Here is a 20,581-nt window from a genome sequence, read left to right on the forward strand (position 1 = left end):
GACGTTGCGTCTCGCTTTCAGTTCCCGCTCGGGTCGGCCGGTTCCACCGGTTCCGCCTGCGTGGGCGCCTCGATGTCGCCGCCGTCGACGGCACGGCTGAAGTCGTTGTGCACCCGGTCGTGCTCGGTGAAGCGCTCGTCGGCCCAACGGTAGGTGACCACTTCGGAGCCGGACGGATAGGCCAGCGGATCCTTCGAGCCGTAGATCTGCGTGGTCACGACGAGGTCGCCGCGGTCGATGGTTCCGTAGACGGCCGGCACCTCGGCCATGAAGACGTTCTCGTACGAACCGTCCTCGCGGGCCCGGTAGACGTACGTGCCCAGCCCGACCGAGTCGGCGCAGCTCATCACGTTGACCACCACGTCGGCGGACGGGCCGCCGGTCATCCTGCCGTACGAGGTGTCGACCGGGTAGGCCTTGCCGGCGCAGGGCTGGAGCCCTTCCCGGACCCGCTCGCTCACGATCGGGTCGCTCTTGAGAAGGGCCACGACGTCGACGCGCCGGGTGGGCGGGGTCGTGCCGGAGATGGTGGGCCGCGGCGAGACCTGGGCTACGGGCTGGCTGCCGGCGGGGCCCTCGTCGCGGGTACCGGTGCCGCCGGTGGCGCAGCCGACGCAGAACAGCCCGAAGGCGGCGAGTCCGGCCAGGGCCGTACCACTCGCCGCCACACCTGCCCGGAACCCGCAGTTCCGACGGGGTCTCCCGGAGGAGCCTCCGTCGTCACCGGTCCGACCGCTCCCGCCGTGCTCGCTGCTGCCGTCGCTGCTGGCTGTCAGGCCGCGCACCGCTCCCGCCCCCGCTCGTCGTGACGCCCGTCGCGGAGCGCCGCTGTGTGTCCCCGCGCCGCCGTGACCGAGGTGACCGCCGCCGTGGTGGAGGTGGTCGCCGTCGCGCCGGAGGTGACCGCCGCCGTGTTGGCCGTGACCCTCGTCCGCTGGGCCGGAACCCGGCCGGTGGCGGCGGGCGCCGCGCTCCGGACGCTTCCGTTCCGCCGCGTGTTCCCGGTCTCCGGGACGCTCTCTGCCCGCCGCTGGTTCCCGGACGTCCGGGCACTCGCAGCCTCGCGGGCACTGACGGCCTCCCGCCGTGCCTCGGCCTCTCGGCGGCCACCGGTCTCCCGGGCGACCGCCTCGCGGCTGGTCAGCTCCCGGCTCTCCAGCTCCTGCCGGAGCCGGGCCAGCGCCCGGTGCAGCGTGCTCTTGACCGTACCGGCCGACATGCCGAGCGCCGCCGCCGTCTCCTCCGTACTCATCTGCTCCCAGTGTCGCAGTACGACGACGCTGCGCTGCTTCGGAGCCAGGATCCCGAGGATGTCCATCAGCAGGGCCCGGTCCGCGCGCTGCTCGCTGCCGTCGTCCACGCTCGCGTCGGGCAGCTGCTCGGTGGGCACCTCGTCCAGCTTGCGCGCCCGCCACCACTCCGTACGGGTGTTGATCATGACGCGGCGCAGGTAGGCGTCGGCGAGCGACTTGTCGGCGATGCCGTCCCAGCGGCCGTACGTCCGCACCAGCGCGGTCTGGAGGAGGTCCTGGGCGTCGACGGGGTCGGGGACCAGGCGCCGTGCGCTGCGCAGCAGCGCCTCCTGCCGTGTGCGTACGTAGTCCTCGAATGCGAGCACCTCGCCCTGCGCCATGACAACCGCCTCCGTCCCCGTGAATCCCCGTGTGCTGCTGTCGGAGACGCTACGGAGGCGTTGTCACGGAGCTGTGCGGAGCAGCCGTACGCCGACGCACGGCTGTCCATCGGTTGTGTAACAGCGCCGGGCGAGGCGCTCGGAGCGTCAGGTCAGCGGCAGCCGGTACCGGCCGTCGGCCAGCGGTTCCACGAGACCGTCGGCGACCAGCCCGTCCAGCGCCCGGGCCCGCTGCACCGGCTCCTCCCACACCGCGTCCAGAGCTGCCTGCGGTACGGGAGCGAGCGCGTCCCGCAACACCGCGAGCAACCGGCCCCGCACCTGCCGGTCGGTCCCCGCGTACGTCTGGCCCTTGCGCGGCGGCCCTTCGTGCGCGGGCTTCCCGGCCAGCAACCACGCGCACTGCGAGGCGATCGGGCAGCGCTCACAGCTCTCGTTGCGCGCGGTGCACACGAGCGCGCCGAGCTCCATCGTGGCCGCCGCCCACCGGGCCGCGCGCTCGTCCTCGTCCGGCAGCAGGGCCCGGGCGAGCTTGCGCTCGGCGGCGGTGGTCGCGTTCGGCGGGTACTGGATGCCGCTCGCGGCGCGGGCGAACACCCGGCGGACGTTCGTGTCGAGCACCGCGTGCCGCTGCCCGTACGCGAACGAGGCCACGGCCGCCGCCGTGTACTCGCCGATCCCGGGCAGCGCCAGCAGCTGGCCGTGCTCGCTCGGTACGTCGCCGCCGTGCCGTTCCGTTATCGCCTGCGCGGCCCCGTGCAGGCGCAGCGCGCGGCGCGGGTAGCCGAGCCGGCCCCAGGCGCGGACCGCCTCACCGGGCGCCTCGGCGGCCAGGTCGGCGGGGCGGGGCCAGCGGGCGAGCCACTGTTCGTACACCGGGAGGACCCGGCTCACCGGGGTCTGCTGCAGCATGAACTCGCTGACCATCACCCCCCACGCGCCCGCTTCGGGGCGGCGCCAGGGAAGGTCGCGGGCGTGCTGCTCGAACCACCCGATGACGGGCGTGTGGAGGGAGGCGGCGGCGGAGGGCGTCTGGGGGGAAGTCGAAGTCATGGCAGTCATGGCACTGACGATCCTGGCACGGAAGGCGGGAGCGGTGTCACGGGTGCGGGGGTGTCGGGCCGCACGGCGGTCCCGGCGGGTGAGAACGCCACCCGTTCTGTCCCCTGTGGCCGGATCCGGAGACCGGCCGCCGTGATGATGATCGGCAAAACTTGATGATGATCGGCAAAACTTGTGACCGGAGCGGCGGGTGGGGCCTGAGACGGCCTCGATCTCTCGTACAGTTTGGCGCGTGGGATCTATGCGCAATCCGGTCGGTCCGCTTCCCTCCAGCATCTACTGGCGCCGAAGGGCGGTAGCGGGACTTCTGGTTGCGCTCCTCGCGGTGCTGCTCGCCTGGGCGGTGACCACCGCCGGAGGAGGCGGCACCAAGGACGACGGCAAGCCCGGCGGCTCCGACCCGGTCGAGTCGATCACTCCAGGACCCGGCAGCTCCGGCCCGGCGATCAGCCAACAGCCGGGCGGCCGTGATGAGTCGGACGGCTCGGGCGGCGGGGACGGGAAGAACGGCTCCGGCGGCGGCAGCGGTGACACGGGTGCGGGCTCCGGCGGCGGTGCGGGATCCGACGGTACGTCAACAGGCGGCGCGAACACGGGTGGTGCGGGCTCGGGTGGCTCGGGCTCCGGCGGCTCCACGACCGGCCAGCAGGTCCCGGCCAACTCCCCGCTCCCCGCATGCGAGCCCGGCGGGCTGGAGTTGACCCTGCGTACGAAGGTCAGTTACGGCCCCGACGACCGGCCCGAGTTCGAGATCATCGCCCGCAACACCTCGTCGGCCGCCTGCAAGGCCGACCTCGGGCCGAAGAACGTGGTCCTCACGGTCACCGAGGCGAGCGCGGAGAACGACGACGTGATCTGGTCCTCGAAGGACTGCCCCGCGGCTCCGGGCCCGCTCCTCCTCCAGGTCCCGGCCGGCGCGACGATCGTGCACACGGTGGACTGGAACCGGGTCCGCTCGGCGCCCAACTGCGCCACGCCGCCGCCCGGCAAGGCCGCTCCCGGCACGTACCTCCTGGAGGCGGAGACCGCGGGAACGAAGATCCGCCCGGCCTCCTTCGTCCTGAAGAAGGACTAGCCGCCTTCAGCCCGTTCGGCAACCTCTGAGCCCGTCCGGCGTTTGAGGACGGAACCGTTCCCGTGGACGGGCGTCGCCATCATGGCTCAGGGCCAGCCCCATGCGTACCGCCCACCCCGCCCAGGGTTCCGTCCTCAAACGCCGGACGGGCTGAATGTATGCGGCCGAAACTCAGACGTACCGCTCCAGGATCGACGACTCCGCCAGCCGCGACAGCCCCTCCCGCACGCTGCGCGCCCGCGCCTCGCCGACGCCGTCCACCGTCTGGAGATCGTCCACGCTCGCAGCAAGAAGCTTCTGCAGGCCGCCGAAGTGCTCCACCAGCCGCTCGATGATCGCGCCCGGCAGCCTCGGCACCTTCGCCAGCAGCCGGAAGCCGCGCGGCGACACCGCCGAGTCCAGCGTCTCCGGCGAGCCGCTGTACCCCAGCGCCCGCGCCACCACCGGCAGCTCCAGCAGCTCCGTGTGGCTCAGCGCGTCCAGCTCCGTCAGCGCCTCCGCCACCGTGCGCGACCGTTTCGCCGTCGGCTCGGGCACATAGTCCCGGACCACCAGCTCCCGCTCCGGCTCCACGCCCGCGATCAGCTCGTCCAGCTGGAGCGAGAGGAGCCGGCCGTCGGTGCCGAGCTCGACCACGTACTCCGCGATCTCCGTCGCGATCCGCCGCACCATCTCCAGCCGCTGTGCCACCGCCGTGACGTCCCGGACGGTGACCAGGTCCTCGATCTCCAGCGCGGAGAGCGTGCCGGCCACCTCGTCCAGCCGGAGCTTGTACCGCTCCAGCGTGGCGAGCGCCTGGTTGGCCCGGGACAGGATCGCGGAGGACTCCTCCAGGACCCGCCGCTCCCCGTCCACGTACAGCGCGATCAGCCGCATCGACTGCGAGACCGAGACGACGGGGAAGCCGCACGCCTTGGAGACCCGGTCCGCCGTACGGTGACGGGTCCCCGTCTCCTCCGTGTGGATCGAGGCGTCCGGCACCAGCTGCACACCGGCCCGCAGGATCTTGGTCATGTCCTTGTCGAGGATCAGCGCTCCGTCGAGCTTGCACAGCTCGCGCAGCCGGGTCGCGGTGAACTCCACGTCCAGCACGAACCCGCCGGTACACATCGACTCGACGGTCTTGTCCATGCCGAGGACGATCAGCCCGCCGGTGTTGCCCCGGAGAATGCGCTCCAGGCCGTCCCGCAGGGCCATTCCGGGCGCGACCGCGCTCAGCGAGGCGCGCATCAGCGCCTCGTTACCGGTGCCTTGGCCGGACTTTCCGGGCGTTGTCGCCCGGTCGTTGGCTGCCACTGCACTCCTCCGGTCGACAGGTTTGCGGTGCCCTGGCGTCCCCCGTGCCGTGTCCACGGGCGGGCGAGACCAGGGCAAAGTCTACCGGCGCGCGTTGTCTTCCTGACGAGGCTGCGGCGCCTCCTGAGGAGACCGGCGCGGGAGGACCCGCAGAGCATCCCCCATGTCGGCGACTTCTGTGACCTTCATACCCGAAGGAACCCGTCCCGGGTCGGTCGGGACCAAGGCGTGGGTGAAGCCGAGACGGTGTGCCTCGGCCAGTCTCCGCTGGACTCCGGTGACCCGTCGGACCTCGCCGGCGAGACCCACCTCACCGATCGCGACCAGGTTCTTCGGGAGCGGGGTGTCGCTGGCGGCACTGGCCAGCGCGAGCGCGATCGCCAGGTCGGCCGCCGGCTCGGTGAGCTTCACACCGCCGACCGTCGCGCTGTAGATGTCCCGCTTGCCGAGCGCGCTGATCCGGCCGCGCTGCTCCAGCACGGCGAGCATCATCGAGACCCGGGAGGTCTCCAGACCGGAGGTGGTGCGCCGGGGCGAGGGAATCTGGGAGTCGACGGTGAGCGCCTGCACCTCGGCGACCAGCGGCCGCTTTCCTTCCAGCGTCACCGTCAGGCACGTGCCCGGCACCGCCACGTCGCGCCGGGTCAGGAAGAGGCCCGAGGGGTCGGCGAGCCCGGTGATGCCCTCGTCGTGCAGCTCGAAGCAGCCGACCTCGTCGGTCGCTCCGTAACGGTTCTTGACGCCGCGCACCAGGCGCAGCCGGGCGTGCCGGTCGCCTTCGAAGGAGAGCACCACGTCCACCAGGTGCTCCAGCAGCCGCGGCCCGGCGATCGCGCCGTCCTTCGTGACATGGCCGACGAGCAGCGTGGCCATGCCGCGCTCCTTGGAGGCCCGGATCAGCGCGCCGGCCACCTCCCGGACCTGGGCCATCCCGCCGGGCGCGCCGTCGATCTCCGGCGAGGCGACCGTCTGCACCGAGTCCAGGATGAGCAGCGAGGGCTTCACCGCGTCCAGATGACCGAGCACCGCCGACAGATCGGTCTCCGCCGCGAGGTAGAGGTGGTCGTTGATCGCCTTGATCCGGTCGGCCCGCATCCGGACCTGGCTCGCGGACTCCTCGGCGGTCACATAGAGCGTGCGGTGGTCCTCGCTCGCCGCCTTGGCCGCCACGTCCAGCAGCAGCGTCGACTTGCCGACGCCCGGCTCGCCCGCCAGCAGCACGACGGCTCCCGGCACCAGCCCGCCGCCGAGCACCCGGTCCAGCTCACCGACGCCGGTCGAGCGCGCGGTGGCCTGGCGGCTGTCCACCTGGCCGATCGGCACGGCGGCGGTGGAGACCCGGCCGGCCGCGGTGGTGCGCACGGCAGGAGCGCCGCCGAACTCCTCGACCGTCCCCCACGCCTGGCACTCGGGGCAACGGCCGAGCCATTTGGCGGTGGTCCAGCCGCATTCGGTGCAGCGGTAGGACGGCCGGTCCTTCGCGGATTTCGTACGGGCAGCCATGGCGTCACCGTATAGGTGAGGTCTGACAACGCCCGCCGTGCGGGGGCGCGAGGCGGCGGCGCCGCACGCAGGGCGCACGGAAGCACTCCGCACGGATTCCGTGATCCCCGGCCGCAGAATCCCTGATTTCACGGGATACGTTCACCCGTAAGGGTTAAATGTGCTCAAGGGGCGCCAAGGGCACGTACTCCTCTGTCTACGGTCGCCGGGTGACGAGCAGCAGGATGCAGGCCCCCACGCACACCACCGGCGCACACCGGGCGCACCGACGAGCACCTCACGCCTCCGCCCAGCGACCGGCCGCGCGTTACGAGCCGCACCTCGACGGCCTCTTCACCTACTGCCTCTCCGTGCTCTGCGACCACGACGCGGCGACCGAGGCGCTCGGTGCCGTCCTGGCGATCGCGGAGCGGCACGGAGCCCGGTGTCCCGAGGCCGAGGAGGAACGTCAATCCTGGCTCTACGCCCTGGCCCGCTGGACCTGCCTGCGCACCCTCACCGAACGCAGACGCGGCCGCCAGGCCCACCGCAGGCTCGCTCCGGCGCCGACCACCGCGCAGGGCCAGGAAAACGCGCCCGACGAGGACGCGCCCACCACCCCCGAAGACGCCGCCACCCCCGCCCCCGCCGAGTCCCCGGCCGCCGAGGCCCGCCGCCGGGAGCTCGCCACGCTCGCCTGGCCCGAGGCCGCCGGCACCACTCCGGAGCAGCGCGAAGCGCTCGAACTGGCCGTACGCCACCGGCTCACCCCGCGCGCCGTCGCCTCCGTGCTCGGCCTGGAGCCGGTCACCGCGCGGGAGCTGCTGGCGGCGGCGGCCTGCGAGGTCGAGCGCACCCGCGCCGCGCTCGCCGTCGTGGAGACCGCCGGCTGTCCCACCGTCGCCCGGCTCACCGGCGACCACCAGGTGCTCCTCTCCGCCGCGCTCCGCCGCGAACTGGTCCGCCACGTCGACGACTGCCCGCGCTGCCGCCGCGCCGCCGAACGGGTCGACGCGGCCGGACCCTGGCCCGGCGCCACCGTCGCCCCGGCCACCGCCCGCCTGCCGCTCGTCGAGGCCCCGCGCCCCTCCGTCCACGTCGCCCTGGCCCAGGCCCGCCGCTCCCGCGCCGGCGGCCCGCGCTTCGGCCGCACCGGCTATCCGCTCGACCCCAAGGACCACGCCGCCCGCCGGGACCGGCTGCGCGCCCGGGTCGTGACGACGACGGTGGTCGCCACCGTGGTCGCCGCGCCGGTGATCGCGCTGTGGGCCGCGTACCGAGGCGCTCCGTTCACCGGCGAGAGCCACGACGGCTCCAAGGTCACCGCCACGGAGATCGAGGGCACGGGCGAGCTGAGCGAGGATCCGGGGACGCCGTACGAGAAGGCCGGCAGCGCCCGTCCCGGCGACCGGCGCGGTGTCCACTCGCCGGACGTCACGGCCGAGGTGGTCAGCACCGGCGGCGACCGGGAGAGCGCGGGCCGCCTGACCGTCACCGCCCGGACCTCCGGCGCGCTCACCACGATCACGCTGACCGCCACGGCCCGCGGCCCGGTCGGCTGGACGGCCGCCACGGACGCCCGCTGGCTGCGCCTGAGCCGTACGGCAGGCACGCTCGCGGCCGGGAAGTCCACCACCGTCACGGTCGCCGTCAACCATGCGGCGGCCCCGCGCGGCCCGTGGCGGGCCCGTATCGCGCTGGACCCGTCCGGCTCAGCGGTGATCATCGACGGTCACGGCGTCACCGCCCCGCCCACCGGCAACACCCCCGCACCGACGCGCCCCGCCCCCGGCACCCCGGACCCCACGGACGGACCCGGCCCACGCCCGACCGACCCGACCCCGACCGATCCAGGCCCGAGCCCCACCGACCCGGCCCCCACGGACCCCGGCCCGACCGATCCGGGCCCGACCCCGACCGACCCGGCTCCCACGGACCCCACACCCACCGACCCCGCCCCGACCGACCCCACGGACCCGCCCGACCCGGACCCCACCGACCAGCCCCCGACGGACCCCGGCCCGAGCGACCCGGGCCCGACGGAGTGACGGCCCCTGCAAGCTACTTACCGGCGGCCGGAGGATCCGCCGGATGCGGCGCCATCGGCAGCAGCGAGGACAGCCGCTCCTCGCACAGCTCGACCAGCCGGTCGTACCCCTCCTTGCCCATCAGCTCGATCAGCTCCGGCCGATAGCTCACGTACACCGGCTCACCGGCTCCGTGCGCGGAGGTCGCCGACGTGCACCACCAGTGCAGGTCATGCCCGCCAGGACCCCAGCCCCGCCGGTCGTACTCACCGATCGTCACCTGGAGCACCCGGGTGTCGTCGGGCCGGTCGATCCAGTCGTACGTACGCCGTACCGGCAGCTGCCAGCACACGTCCGGCTTGGTCTCCAGCGGCTCCTGGCCCTCGCGCAGCGCCAGGATGTGCAGCGAGCAGCCCGCGCCGGCGGCGAACCCCGGCCGGTTCTGGAAGATGCAGGACCCATCCCAGCGGCGCGTCTGCCGTTCGCCGTCCTCGTCGACGCCGACCCAGCCCGTCTCCGTACCGACATCGTGGAACTGCCACAGCTCAGGGGTGAGCCGCGCCACGTTCTCGGCGACCCGCTTCTCGTCGTCCTCGTCGGAGAAGTGCGCGCCCAGTGTGCAGCAGCCGTCGTCGGCGCGGCCCGCCTGGATGCCCTGGCAGCCGCTGCCGAAGATGCAGGTCCACCGGGAGGTCAGCCAGGTCAGATCGCAGCGGAAGACCTGTTCGTCGTCGGCCGGATCGGGAAACTCCACCCAGGCCCGCGCGAAGTCGAGGCCCTTCTCGTCGGACGGGTCCGGTCCGTTGGCCTCCGGCTGTGACGCCTGCTTGTTCGACTTCGGCTTCTTCGTGGCTTTGTCCTGCTTAGCCTTTTTCGTCTTTGGCACGGACTCAGCGTAAGTCCGATGGAGCAGTAGCGTTCCCGTATGAGACTCGGAGTCCTCGACGTGGGATCGAACACGGTTCATCTGCTGGTGGTGGACGCCCACCCCGGCGCCCGCCCGCTGCCCGCCCACTCGCACAAGGCCGAGCTCCGGCTCGCCGAACTGCTCGACGAGACCGGTGCGATCGGCCCGCTCGGCGTGGACCGGCTGGTGGCGACGATCGCCGGAGCGGTGCAGGCGGCGGAGGACAAGGGGTGCGAGGACGTGCTGCCGTTCGCCACCTCAGCGGTGCGCGAGGCGACCAACGCGGACGAGGTCCTGGAGCGCGTACGGGTCGAGACCGGCGTCGACCTCGCCGTCCTCAGCGGAGCGGAGGAGGCGCGGCTGACCTTCCTGGCCGCCCGCCGCTGGTTCGGCTGGTCGGCCGGGAAGCTGCTGGTGCTGGACATCGGCGGCGGCTCGCTGGAGATCGCCTCCGGGATCGACGAGGAGCCGGACACCGCCGTCTCCCTGCCGCTCGGCGCGGGCCGCCTCACCGGCACCTGGCTGACGGCCGACCCGGCCGATCCCGAGCAGGTACGGGCGCTGCGCCGCCATGTGCGGGCCAGCATCGCGCGGACGGTCGGCGAGTTCAGCCGGGCCGGACGGCCGGACCACGTCGTCGCCACCTCCAAGACGTTCAAGCAGCTCGCCAGGATCGCCGGCGCGGCCCGCTCCACCGAGGGCCTCTACGTCCAGCGCTGCCTCAGCCGCAGCGCGCTGGAGGAGTGGGTTCCGAAGCTCGCGTCGATGACCGTCGAGGAGCGCGGCCGGCTGCCCGGCGTCTCCGAGGGCCGGGCCGCGCAACTGCTCGCCGGTGCGCTGGTGGCGGAGGGCGCGATGGACCTGTTCGGCGTGGAGGAGCTGGAGATCTGCCCGTGGGCGCTGCGCGAGGGCGTCATCCTGCGCCGCCTGGACCACCTGCCGGTGGAACGGGCCGCGCTTCCCGGGTGACGTACGGCGGATAGGGGCGAGCCGGTGACGCACGGCGGAAAGGGACGCGTACGGCGGGAACGGGCTGCTCCGCTTCGGTCGCGTACGGTCACCGGCCCATGGTCCTGATCACTTTCCGCCAGGGCCTCTCGGCGCCGCGCACCGGTGCCCGTACGCTGTCCAGGTGGCAGAACCAGTGGTGCGCATCCCCGATGCGAAGGTCGCCCTGTCAACGGCCTCGGTCTATCCCGAGTCCACCGCGACGGCCTTCGAGATCGCCGCGCGCCTCGGGTACGACGGCGTCGAGGTCATGGTCTGGACCGACCCCGTCAGCCAGGACATCGAGGCCCTGCGCCGGCTCTCCGACTACCACCAGGTCCCGATCCTGGCGGTCCACGCGCCCTGCCTCCTGATCACCCAGCGCGTCTGGTCCACCGACCCGTGGGTCAAGCTCCAGCGGGCGCGCGCGGCCGCCGAGAAGCTCGGCGCCTCCACCGTCGTGGTGCACCCGCCGTTCCGGTGGCAGCGCAACTACGCCAAGGACTTCGTGGCCGGGATCTGGCGGATGGCGGACGAGACGGACGTCCGGTTCGCCGTCGAGAACATGTACCCGTGGCGGTACCGGGACCGCGAGATGCTCGCGTACGCACCCGACTGGGACGTCACCAACGACGACTACCGGCACTTCACGGTCGACCTCTCGCACACCGCGACCGCGCGCACCGACAGCCTCGCCATGGTCGCCCGGATGGGCGACCGGCTCGCGCACGTCCACCTCGCCGACGGCAAGGGCTCGGCCAAGGACGAGCACCTGGTGCCGGGCCGAGGCGACCAGCCGTGCGCGGAGCTGCTGGAGAGGCTGGCCCGTACGTCGTTCGACGGCCATGTCGTCATCGAGGTCAACACCCGCCGCGCGATGTCCTCCGCCGAACGCGAGGCCGACCTCGCCGAGGCCCTGGCCTTCACCCGCCTCCACCTGGCCTCGGCCGCCGCGACCCCGACGGACCCGGCCGCCGAGACCCACCGCCCGTGACCGAGGACCACCAGCGCCCGCTCCCGGCCTCCACGACCCCGGACCGCCCGTGACCGAGGACGCTCCCGCCCCCCGGCGCCGGGGCCGCCCCTCCCGCAAGGCCGCCGCCGAGGGCCCCGACGCCCGTACGCGCATCCTCCAGGCGGCCCGTACCGAGTTCGCCGAGCGCGGCTACGACAAGACCTCCATCCGCCAGGTCGCCAAGGCGGCCGGCGTCGACGCGGCCCTCGTCCACCACTACTTCGGTACGAAGGACGAGGTCTTCGCGGCCGCCGTCGAGCTCTCCTTCGAACCGGCCCTGGTCATCACCTCGGTCCTCGGCGGCCCGCCGGAGGGCCTCGGCGAGCGGCTGGCCCGCTACTTCCTCTCCGTCTGGGAGAACCCGGCCACCCGTGCCCCGCTCCTGGCGATCCTGCGCTCGGCGCTCACCCACGAGGCGGCGGCCAAGGTGCTGCGCGGCTTCGTCCTGCGGCGGCTGCTGGAGCGGATCGCCGCCGACCTCGACGTTCCCGACGCCACCTTCCGCGCGGAGCTGGCCGCCTCGCACATGATCGGCATCGCGATGCTGCGGTACGTGATCCGGGCCGAGCCGCTCGCCTCGGCGGACCCGGAGGGCATCGTCGCGATGGTGGCGCCGACGCTCCAGCGATACTTGACGGAGGGCTGACGGCACACGGGCACGCACACGGCGCGTGCCCACGTACCGGCCACCGCATCCCGCATTCCGGACAGCCTGTCCAGATCTTGGATCCAAGGCGTACGCTCGAAGACAGTCTTTCTGTAACTGTCGGAGGCAGCACCCCTGCCGAAGGAGCGAGCGACGATGCCCCAGCTGAGGTCCCGCACGGTCACCCACGGACGCAACATGGCGGGCGCGCGCGCCCTTATGCGCGCGTCGGGCGTAGCGAGCGCGGACATCGGCAAGCCGATCATCGCGGTCGCCAACTCGTTCACCGAGTTCGTCCCCGGCCACACCCACCTCGCGCCGGTCGGCCGGATCGTCTCCGAGGCGATCCAGGCGGCGGGCGCGGTCCCGCGCGAGTTCAACACCATCGCCGTGGACGACGGCATCGCGATGGGCCACGGCGGCATGCTCTACAGCCTGCCCTCGCGCGACCTGATCGCCGACTCCGTCGAGTACATGGTCGAGGCGCACTGCGCGGACGCGCTGATCTGCATCTCCAACTGCGACAAGATCACGCCGGGCATGCTGATGGCCGCCATGCGCCTCAACATCCCGACCGTCTTCGTCTCCGGCGGCCCGATGGAGGCCGGCAAGGCGACGCTCGTCGACGGCACCGTGCGAAAACTCGACCTGGTCAACGCGATCAGCGACGCGGTCGACGAGTCGATCTCGGACGAGGACATCCTCCGTATCGAGGAGAACGCCTGCCCGACCTGCGGCAGCTGTTCCGGCATGTTCACCGCCAACTCGATGAACTGCCTGACCGAGGTCCTCGGCCTCTCCCTCCCCGGCAACGGCTCGGTCCTCGCCACCCACACCGCCCGCAAGGCGCTGTACGAGGACGCCGGCCGGACGGTCGTCGAGATCACCAAGCGGTACTACGAGCAGGACGACGCCACGGTCCTGCCGCGCGCCATCGGCACCCGCGCCGCGTTCGACAACGCCATGGCGCTGGACATCGCGATGGGCGGCTCGACCAACACGATCCTGCACCTGCTGGCCGCCGCTCAGGAGGCCGAGCTGGACTACGACCTGGACGACATCAACGAGGTCTCGCGCCGCGTCCCGTGCCTGTCCAAGGTCGCACCGAACGTCGCTCCCGGCGGTACGTACTACATGGAGGACGTCCACCGCGCCGGCGGCATCCCGGCCCTCCTCGGCGAGCTGCACCGCGGCGGCCACCTCAACGAGGACGTCCACTCCGTGCACTCCGACACCCTCGCCGAGTGGCTGAAGAACTGGGACGTGCGCGGCGGCTCCCCGTCACCGGAGGCCGTCGAGCTGTGGCACGCGGCGCCCGGCTGCGTCCGCTCCGCCACCGCCTTCTCCCAGTCCGAGCGGTGGGACACGCTCGACCTGGACGCGGCGGGCGGCTGCATCCGCGATGTCGAGCACGCGTACTCCAAGGACGGCGGCCTCGCCGTCCTCAAGGGCAACCTCGCCGTGGACGGCTGCGTCGTGAAGACGGCCGGCGTCGACGAGTCGATCTGGACCTTCGAGGGCCCGGCCGTCGTCTGCGAGTCGCAGGACGAGGCCGTCGACAAGATCCTCCGCAAGGAGATCAAGGCCGGTGACGTCGTCGTCATCCGTTACGAGGGCCCGCGCGGCGGCCCCGGCATGCAGGAGATGCTCTACCCGACGTCCTTCCTCAAGGGCCGGGGCCTCGGCAAGGTCTGCGCCCTGGTCACCGACGGCCGCTTCTCCGGCGGCACATCGGGCCTCTCCATCGGCCACGCCTCACCCGAGGCGGCCTCCGGCGGCACGATCGCCCTGGTGGAGGACGGCGACCGCATCCGCATCGACATCCCGAACCGCTCGATCGAGCTGTTGGTCGACGACGCCGAACTGACGGTCCGCCGAGAGGCACTCAACGGCGTGTACGCGCCGAAGGCCCGCGACCGCAAGGTGTCGGCGGCCCTCCGCGCCTACGCGGCCATGGCAACGAGCGCGGACAGGGGCGCGGTCAGGGACGTCTCCAAGCTGGGCTGACACCTTCAGCCCTTCCGACGCTTGAGGAGCGGGGCGCCACTCTCCAGCCCGTCCGGTGCTTGAGGAACGGGGCGCCCCATTCCAGCCCGTCCGGTGCTTGAGGAACGGGGCGCCCCATTCCAGCCCCTCCGGCGTTTGAGGAGCGGGGCGCGGGGCGGAGCCCCGGGAGCGCCCGCACAGGCACTCAGGCCCCGCACCCACACCCCCGCTCACCCCACCGTCACCAACTCCCCGCCCCCGCCCCATCCACCGCGAACACCGACCCGTCCGGCGCCGTCCCCACCACCACGCGCCCCGCCGTCACCGGCGCCGGCAGGTCCGACGCGTACCTCAGCTTCCCCCCGCTCAGCCGCGCCCGCGTCTGCCCCACCAGCGCCCCCCGTCCCGTATCGACGGCCAGCAACCGCCCGTCCGCCGCCGAGAAGTACAGCCGACCGCCTTCCCCGAGCACCAGCGCGGAAGCGCGCCCCACCCCGGTCTCCAGCCGCCACAACTCCGCATCACCGTCGGCCGGCGCCCCCGTGTCCACCGCCAGCAGCGACCCTCCTCGCGCCAGCAGGTACGCCGCGTCCCCACCCATCACCACCTGCGGCTCCTCCAGCCGGAAAGGCAGCACGATCCGGGCCGCCTCCCGCTTCCCGGGCGCGTACCGCACCAACCCGACCGTCTGCATGTCCGCGTTCATCTCCGTCAGGACCAGCTCGCCGGCCCCGGCGGTGGCCACCGGCGTGAGCATCCCGTCCAGCCGCCGCTGCCACGCCGCCCGGCCGCTGCCCGCGTCCACCGCGGTGACCAGGGTCGAGGCGCCGTCCGCCGCGTGCTCGAAGGCGTACGCGAGACCGGACGCCTCGTCGTACAGCCCGAAGTCCGGCCGTACGTGCCCCGCCGGCGTTCGCTCCCACCGCTTCACCCCGCTCGCGCCGTCCAGCGCCGTGACCGTGCCGCCGTCCGCCACGACCAGCAGCGTGGAGCCGGCCGGAAACGAGGAGCCGGGACTCGCGGAGAGGCCGGTCTCCCGTACAGGAACGCCCTTCACCGGGTCGTACGCGCGCAGCTTCCCGTCCGGACCGGCCGAGAGCACGACTCCGCCCGAGACGACGGGCGCCGAGGCTCCGCGGAGCGCGGTGTTCCGGTCCGACCAGAGCACGCGCCCGTTCGCGGGGTCGATCCGCGCGGTCCCGGTCCCGTCCACCGCGCAGTACAGCGCCGCACCGACCCCGGCGGAGGCACAGACAGGCGTCGCGCTCCCGGAGGCCCGCAGCGTAGTGCTCCACGGCGAGAACCCGACAGCCTCTTTCCGCTCCGGCGCCTCCGCAGACCCACCACCACCGCCACCGCCCCACACCGCGAACCCACCGGCCCCCACCCCCGCCACCACCAGAAGCAGCGCCGCCGCGATCCCCAGCCGCCGACGCCCCACCCGCCACGGCCGAGCCGGCACGGCCGCCCCGCGCACATGCGTAGCGTCCTCGGCCCCTTCCCGCCCACCGGCACCGGCCTCCACGGCCCCCGGCCCCACCCGCCGCTGAGCCGGTATGAACGCGGCCGCCTCGTACGAAGGAGGCCGCAGCTCCGCCATCACCTCGTCCGGCGTCGGCCGCGCGGCCGGGTCCTTCGACAGACACCGCCCGACCAACTCCGCGAGATCCTCCGGCACTCCGCTCAGATCCGCCTCGTCATGCACCACCTGGTACGCCACGATGTACGGGCTGTCCGAGTCGAACGGCCCCCGCCCCGTCGCCGCATGGACGAGCACCGCCCCCAGCGCGAACACATCGGCGGCCGGCCCGACCTCACGCGGCCGCTGGAACTGCTCCGGCGCCATGTACGGCGGCGAGCCGATCAGCTTGCCGGTCTCGGTGCGCAGATCACTGTCGTACGGACGCGAGATCCCGAAGTCGATGACCTTCGGGCCCGCGTCGGAGAGCAGCACGTTGCTCGGCTTGAGGTCGCGGTGGATGACACCGGCCCGGTGGATGTCCCGCAGCGCCTCGGCCAGTCCGGCGGTCAGCCTGCGCAGCTCGGCGGGGGCCAGCGGGCCGTTCCGCTTGACCTGCTCGGCGAGGGTTGGCCCGGGTACGTACAGGGTCGCCATCCACGGGCGTACGGCCTCCGGATCGGCGTCCACGACCGGCGCGGTGAACGCTCCGCTCACCCGCCGCGCGGCCGCCACCTCCTGCCGGAACCGGGCCCTGAACTCGGGGTCCGCCGCGTACGGCCGGTGTACCACCTTCACCGCGAGCTGGAGCCCGGAGGCGGAGCGGGCCAGATGGACGACGCCCATGCCGCCCGAGCCGAGACATGCCTCAAGACGGTAGGTACCCGCATATTCCGGAAACTCCGCTTCCGGATGCGCTCCGGCCCCTGGCAGCGGCGGCATCGCCCACCCCCGTGTGTTGATGCGCAAGCGCGACGCACGGAGCCTAGTCGATGGTGCGTGCGAGCGGCGTGGGGCTTGTTAGCCTGCGCGTCGTACGGCTTCGTACGCATCGTTTCTCAACGGGGGAGGCCCTCATGGGCGTTGACGAGCAGGCGACGGACCAGGCGGCGAAGACCGCCACGGCACCGGACGAAACCACCACCGCGGCGACGGCGTCGTCGACCCACAAGTACCCGATCGCCCCTGGCTACCGGGTCAACGTCCGCACCGGCCCCGGCACCAGCTACCGGATCGTGCGGACGCTCCCGCTCGGGATGAGCGTCCCGATCTACTGCCAGAAGCCGGGGGAGCGGGTCACCGGGCCGTACGGCACGTCGAACCTCTGGTGCAACATCGCCAACGGCCAGTTCATCTCGGACACCTACGTCCACACGGGCAGCGACGGCTACGTCGCTCCACGCTGCGACTGACCGGCCGGCCGAGCCGCTCGCTCACGGGGCCGGCCCCGGCCCGGGGATAATCGACCCCGTGAGCGAGAACAGCGAGAACAGCCAAGCACCCGGCACGCCCCAGGCCACACCGCCAGGCCCGCAGCCCGAGCCCATCCGCTTCTTCGGGACGACCTGGGTCGACCACGACGGCGGTTACGGCCTGCGGCGCGCCGGCGTCGCGATCGGCTCGCTCGCCGCCGCCGTGGCCGCCTGCTTCGTCCTGCGCTTCGCCTTCCAGGGCCTGCAGATCGCGGAGGTCGGCAGCCTGGTCGGGATGCTGGTGATCGCGATGTTCGCGATCTGCAGCGCCGTCGCGTTCCGCAAGACCTGGGAGTCCTTCGGCGGCCGACCCAAGGACCCGGCCCGCGAGGACGCTCTGCGCGGCCTGAAGTCGATCGGCTTCATCGGCTCGCTGCTCGCCTACTTCGTCCGCTCGCTCATCGAGGCCCCGGGCGAGAAGCTGCGCCGTACGGAGTACGAGACCGCCCGCACCCAGTTCGAGAAGCGCCGCTCGACCCGCACGGGCAACCCGGCGGCCCGCAAGCGCCCCAAGCGCCGCTGACCGACCCGTCACAGCACCGGCAACACCTCCTCCACCCACCGCACCCTCTTGACGAAGGGACCCGTCAGCTCTCTAATTCATCACATGATGAATAACGACCCCGGAAGGAACCGGCCACCACCCGCCCCAGCCGTCCGGGCCCACGGCCTCACCGTCGTACGCGGCACCCGTACGGTCCTTCGCGACCTCGACTTCAGGCTCGAACCCGGCACCATCACCGGCCTCCTCGGCCCCTCCGGCTGCGGCAAGACCACGCTGATGCGCGCGATCGCCGGCACCCAGGCCAAGCTGACGGGCACGCTCACCGTCCTCGGCCACCCCGCCGGAGCCCCGGCCCTCCGCCCGCGCATCGGCTACGTCACCCAGGCGCCCTCCGTCTACACGGACCTCACCGTCCGCCAGAACCTGGACTACTTCGCCGCCGTCCTCCACCCCGGCCGCACCCACCGGGACACGCGCCGGGCCGCCGTCACCCGGGCCATCGCGGAGGTGGACCTCACCACCCACGCCGACGCGCTCGCTGCCGCACTCTCCGGCGGCCAGCGCAGCCGCGTCTCTCTGGCGGTGGCCCTGCTCTCCACGCCCGACCTGCTGGTCCTGGACGAACCGACGGTCGGCCTGGACCCGGTCCTCCGCCGCGACCTCTGGGACCTCTTCCACCGCCTCGCCGCCGACCGGGGCGCCACGCTCCTCATCTCGTCCCACGTCATGGACGAGGCCGAACGCTGCCACCGCCTCCTCCTCATGCGCGAGGGCCGCATCCTCGCCGAGGACACTCCCGAGGCCCTCCGCACCCGCACCGGCACGGAGACGGTGGAGGCGGCCTTCCTCCACCTGGTCGACGAAGCGGCAGCCACCCAAGGGAAGGAGCCGCAGCCATGACGGCGACCACCACCAGCCCGCTCACCTACGCCCGTACGACAGCGACCGCGGCCCGGGTCCTGCGCCAGCTCCACCACGACCGGCGCACGATCGCACTCCTCCTCATCGTCCCGGTAGCGATGATCACGCTGCTCCGTTACGTCTTCGACGGCGCACCCGGGACGTTCGACTCGATCGGAGCCTCGCTCCTCGGCATCTTCCCGCTGATCACGATGTTCCTGGTGACCTCGATCGCCACGCTGCGCGAACGCACCTCGGGCACGCTCGAACGCCTCCTCGCCCTTCCGCTCGGCAAGGGCGACCTGATCGCCGGGTACGCCCTCGCGTTCGGCACGGTCGCGGTCCTCCAGTCGGTCCTGGCGACGGCCGTCTCGGTCCGGCTGCTCGGCCTGGACGTCACCGGCTCACCGTGGCTGCTGCTCCTGGTCGCGCTGCTCGACGCCCTGCTCGGCACGGCGCTCGGCCTCTTCGTCTCGGCGTTCGCCGCCTCCGAGTTCCAGGCGGTCCAGTTCATGCCGGCGGTGATCTTCCCGCAGCTCCTGCTCTGCGGCCTGTTCATCCCACGCGACCGGATGCACCCGGTCCTGGAGGCGATCTCGAACGTCCTGCCGATGTCGTACGCCGTCGACGGCATGAACCAGGTCCTCCACCACGCCGACCTCACCGGCGCTTTTCTCCGGGACATCGCGGTCGTCGCGGGCAGCGCGCTCCTGGTCCTCTGCCTGGGCGCGATCACGCTCCGCCGCCGCACGCAGTGAGACGCCACCGCACGCTCCGGGACCCCGGTGCGAGGATGACGGCAAGACGACGGCTACGCATCCGACGCATCCCGACCCCAGCACCGCCCGGAGGGTGAACACATGACCCAGACAGTCGCAGTCCTCGGCACCGGCAAGATCGGCGAGGCCCTCCTCAGCGGCATGATCCGGGCAGGCTGGCGACCGGCCGACCTCCTGGTGACCACGCGCCGCAGCGAACGGGCCGAGGAACTGCACACGCGGTACGGAGTCGAGTCGATCGGTAACGCCGAGGCAGCCAAGGCCGCGGACATCCTCATCCTGGCCGTGAAGCCGCAGGACATGGGCAAGCTCCTCGACGAACTGGCCCCGCACGTCGGCGCCGACCGCCTGGTCATCAGCGCGGCCGCCGGCATCACGACCACCTTCATCGAGGAGCGCCTCACGCAGGGCACGCCGGTCGTCCGGGTCATGCCCAACACTCCGGTCCTCGTGGACGAGGGCATGTCCGTCATCTCGGCCGGCAGCCACGCCACCGGCGCGCACCTCACCACCACCGAGGAGATCTTCGGCGGCGTCGGCAAGACCCTGCGCGTCCCGGAGTCCCAGCAGGACGCGGCCACCGCCCTCTCCGGCTCCGGCCCCGCCTACTTCTACTTCCTGGTCGAGGCGATGACCGACGCCGGCATCCTGCTCGGCCTGCCGCGAGCCCAGGCCCACGACCTCATCGTCCAGGCCGCCATCGGCGCCGCCGTGATGCTCCGGGACAGCGGCGAACACCCGGTCAAGCTCCGCGAGGCCGTCACCAGCCCCGCCGGCACCACGATCAGCGCCATCCGCGAGCTGGAGAACCACGGCGTACGAGCCGCCCTCATCGCCGCCCTCGAAGCCGCCCGCGACCGCAGCCGCGAACTGGCCTCCGGCAACGGCTGACCCCCGTCCCGGCCGGGGGTTGACACGCCCCGGCCGGAACCGTAATGTGCTCCGAGTTGTCCGACGTGAGCGCCGACCTCGGTCGGTCCCCGGACAGCCATTCCGCAGTGACCACGACCAGCAGCGACTCCGTGTCGCCTGCTTTTTCGTGCGCATTCGCGAAATGAGGAATCCGCGTTCGAAGGGACGCACCCCGATTAGCGTCGGGGGCCAAGAATCCGCTAATGTCTCACTCGTCGGAACGGCCCAACAGCCGGGAGGACAAGTCCCGCTGACTGGGGATCAGACCCGAAAGGATCTGATAGAGTCGGACTCGCCGGAAAGGGAAAACGCGAAAGCGAAGAACCTGGAAAGCGAAACTGCACGACCCGCTTCGACCGGGAATCGGACACGAAAGAGTCTGATAGAGTCGGAAACGCAAGACAGCAAGACAAAGAAGTACATGAAGGGAAGCGCCCG

Annotated in this window: 17 protein-coding genes and 1 pseudogene; 11 read left to right on the plus strand and 7 right to left on the minus strand. The window is 72.4% G+C overall.

Annotation, left to right across the window (positions count from 1 at the left end):
• Positions 1–17 precede the first annotated feature (17 nt).
• The 3 genes and pseudogenes from ABZ267_RS07525 to ABZ267_RS07535 all read right to left on the minus strand — a co-directional run bounded on the left by ABZ267_RS07525 (position 18) and on the right by ABZ267_RS07535 (position 2,695).
• The gene (locus ABZ267_RS07525; protein ID WP_356754352.1) at positions 18–668 is read right to left on the minus strand and encodes a hypothetical protein; all 651 of its coding nucleotides are present in this window, start codon (positions 666–668) and stop codon (positions 18–20) included.
• A gap of 437 nt (positions 669–1,105) precedes the next feature.
• Positions 1,106–1,633, minus strand: a pseudogene (locus ABZ267_RS07530) (SigE family RNA polymerase sigma factor); the annotation flags it as partial.
• A 147-nt stretch (positions 1,634–1,780) separates the two neighbouring features.
• Positions 1,781–2,695, minus strand: coding sequence for an A/G-specific adenine glycosylase (locus ABZ267_RS07535; protein ID WP_356754350.1), 915 nt, complete (start codon positions 2,693–2,695; stop codon positions 1,781–1,783).
• Positions 2,696–3,020: 325 nt separating this feature from the next.
• Between ABZ267_RS07535 and ABZ267_RS07540 the strand changes: the two genes are divergently transcribed.
• Positions 3,021–3,770: a hypothetical protein gene (locus ABZ267_RS07540; RefSeq protein ID WP_356754534.1), complete on the plus strand. Its 750-nt coding sequence runs from the start codon at positions 3,021–3,023 to the stop codon at positions 3,768–3,770.
• Positions 3,771–3,941: 171 nt separating this feature from the next.
• Here ABZ267_RS07540 and disA read toward each other — a convergent pair whose 3' ends face one another.
• Both disA and radA read right to left on the minus strand, forming a co-directional pair.
• Positions 3,942–5,066, minus strand: a complete 1,125-nt coding sequence (gene disA, locus ABZ267_RS07545; RefSeq protein ID WP_003968311.1) for a DNA integrity scanning diadenylate cyclase DisA — start codon at positions 5,064–5,066, stop codon at positions 3,942–3,944.
• An 81-nt stretch (positions 5,067–5,147) separates the two neighbouring features.
• Positions 5,148–6,569 carry a DNA repair protein RadA gene (radA, locus tag ABZ267_RS07550; RefSeq protein WP_356754348.1) on the minus strand — a complete coding sequence of 474 codons (1,422 nt, stop codon included), beginning with the start codon at positions 6,567–6,569 and terminating at the stop codon, positions 5,148–5,150.
• A 158-nt stretch (positions 6,570–6,727) separates the two neighbouring features.
• Between radA and ABZ267_RS07555 the strand changes: the two genes are divergently transcribed.
• Positions 6,728–8,596 carry a hypothetical protein gene (locus tag ABZ267_RS07555; RefSeq protein ID WP_356754346.1) on the plus strand — a complete coding sequence of 623 codons (1,869 nt, stop codon included), beginning with the start codon at positions 6,728–6,730 and terminating at the stop codon, positions 8,594–8,596.
• A gap of 13 nt (positions 8,597–8,609) precedes the next feature.
• On the opposite strand, the gene ABZ267_RS07560 is transcribed toward ABZ267_RS07555, so the two are convergent.
• On the minus strand, positions 8,610–9,461 hold the full coding sequence (locus tag ABZ267_RS07560; protein ID WP_356754344.1) for a hypothetical protein: 852 nt from the start codon (positions 9,459–9,461) through the stop codon (positions 8,610–8,612).
• Between the two features lie 39 nt (positions 9,462–9,500).
• Here ABZ267_RS07560 and ABZ267_RS07565 point away from each other — a divergent pair, with 39 nt between their 5' ends.
• The 4 genes from ABZ267_RS07565 (at position 9,501) to ilvD (ending at position 14,137) form a co-directional block, all read left to right on the plus strand.
• The gene (locus ABZ267_RS07565; protein ID WP_356754342.1) at positions 9,501–10,451 is read left to right on the plus strand and encodes a Ppx/GppA phosphatase family protein; all 951 of its coding nucleotides are present in this window, start codon (positions 9,501–9,503) and stop codon (positions 10,449–10,451) included.
• Between the two features lie 175 nt (positions 10,452–10,626).
• Positions 10,627–11,463, plus strand: a complete 837-nt coding sequence (locus ABZ267_RS07570) for a sugar phosphate isomerase/epimerase (protein ID WP_356754532.1) — start codon at positions 10,627–10,629, stop codon at positions 11,461–11,463.
• A 49-nt stretch (positions 11,464–11,512) separates the two neighbouring features.
• The gene (locus tag ABZ267_RS07575; RefSeq protein ID WP_356754340.1) at positions 11,513–12,130 is read left to right on the plus strand and encodes a TetR family transcriptional regulator; all 618 of its coding nucleotides are present in this window, start codon (positions 11,513–11,515) and stop codon (positions 12,128–12,130) included.
• Positions 12,131–12,286: 156 nt separating this feature from the next.
• Positions 12,287–14,137 carry a dihydroxy-acid dehydratase gene (ilvD, locus tag ABZ267_RS07580; protein WP_356754338.1) on the plus strand — a complete coding sequence of 617 codons (1,851 nt, stop codon included), beginning with the start codon at positions 12,287–12,289 and terminating at the stop codon, positions 14,135–14,137.
• 220 nt (positions 14,138–14,357) lie between these two features.
• Here the strand turns inward: ilvD and ABZ267_RS07585 are convergent, their stop codons facing one another.
• Positions 14,358–16,517: a protein kinase gene (locus ABZ267_RS07585; RefSeq protein ID WP_356754530.1), complete on the minus strand. Its 2,160-nt coding sequence runs from the start codon at positions 16,515–16,517 to the stop codon at positions 14,358–14,360.
• A 134-nt stretch (positions 16,518–16,651) separates the two neighbouring features.
• On the opposite strand from ABZ267_RS07585, the gene ABZ267_RS07590 reads away from it, so the two are divergent.
• The 5 genes from ABZ267_RS07590 to proC all read left to right on the plus strand — a co-directional run bounded on the left by ABZ267_RS07590 (position 16,652) and on the right by proC (position 20,122).
• On the plus strand, positions 16,652–16,987 hold the full coding sequence (locus ABZ267_RS07590) for an SH3 domain-containing protein (protein WP_356754336.1): 336 nt from the start codon (positions 16,652–16,654) through the stop codon (positions 16,985–16,987).
• Positions 16,988–17,045: 58 nt separating this feature from the next.
• Positions 17,046–17,570, plus strand: a complete 525-nt coding sequence (locus ABZ267_RS07595) for a hypothetical protein (RefSeq protein WP_356754334.1) — start codon at positions 17,046–17,048, stop codon at positions 17,568–17,570.
• A gap of 84 nt (positions 17,571–17,654) precedes the next feature.
• Entirely contained in the window at positions 17,655–18,452 is a 798-nt protein-coding gene (locus ABZ267_RS07600; RefSeq protein WP_356754332.1) for an ABC transporter ATP-binding protein, read from the plus strand.
• Positions 18,449–19,210, plus strand: coding sequence for an ABC transporter permease (locus tag ABZ267_RS07605; protein ID WP_356754330.1), 762 nt, complete (start codon positions 18,449–18,451; stop codon positions 19,208–19,210). Before ABZ267_RS07600 ends, ABZ267_RS07605 begins: the two co-directional genes overlap by 4 nt.
• Before the next feature lie 102 nt (positions 19,211–19,312).
• Positions 19,313–20,122 (plus strand): pyrroline-5-carboxylate reductase, encoded by an 810-nt coding sequence (proC, locus tag ABZ267_RS07610; protein ID WP_356754328.1) that lies wholly within the window; start codon positions 19,313–19,315, stop codon positions 20,120–20,122.
• Positions 20,123–20,581: the final 459 nt, after the last annotated feature.

Source organism: Streptomyces sp. NPDC006174 (assembly GCF_040614075.1).
In the GTDB taxonomy this organism is placed as follows: domain Bacteria; phylum Actinomycetota; class Actinomycetes; order Streptomycetales; family Streptomycetaceae; genus Streptomyces.

What these genes read in the sequence shown, in the direction of transcription:
- ABZ267_RS07590 (WP_356754336.1), top strand. Translation starts at nt 16,652, where the DNA reads ATGGGCGTTGACGAGCAGGCGACGGACCAGGCGGCGAAGACCGCCACG.
- radA (WP_356754348.1), bottom strand. Translation starts at nt 6,569, where the DNA reads ATGGCTGCCCGTACGAAATCCGCGAAGGACCGGCCGTCCTACCGCTGC.
- ABZ267_RS07555 (WP_356754346.1), top strand. Translation starts at nt 6,728, where the DNA reads ATGTGCTCAAGGGGCGCCAAGGGCACGTACTCCTCTGTCTACGGTCGC.
- ABZ267_RS07600 (WP_356754332.1), top strand. Translation starts at nt 17,655, where the DNA reads ATGATGAATAACGACCCCGGAAGGAACCGGCCACCACCCGCCCCAGCC.
- ABZ267_RS07585 (WP_356754530.1), bottom strand. Translation starts at nt 16,517, where the DNA reads ATGCCGCCGCTGCCAGGGGCCGGAGCGCATCCGGAAGCGGAGTTTCCG.
- ABZ267_RS07565 (WP_356754342.1), top strand. Translation starts at nt 9,501, where the DNA reads ATGAGACTCGGAGTCCTCGACGTGGGATCGAACACGGTTCATCTGCTG.
- proC (WP_356754328.1), top strand. Translation starts at nt 19,313, where the DNA reads ATGACCCAGACAGTCGCAGTCCTCGGCACCGGCAAGATCGGCGAGGCC.
- ABZ267_RS07535 (WP_356754350.1), bottom strand. Translation starts at nt 2,695, where the DNA reads ATGACTGCCATGACTTCGACTTCCCCCCAGACGCCCTCCGCCGCCGCC.
- ABZ267_RS07605 (WP_356754330.1), top strand. Translation starts at nt 18,449, where the DNA reads ATGACGGCGACCACCACCAGCCCGCTCACCTACGCCCGTACGACAGCG.
- ilvD (WP_356754338.1), top strand. Translation starts at nt 12,287, where the DNA reads ATGCCCCAGCTGAGGTCCCGCACGGTCACCCACGGACGCAACATGGCG.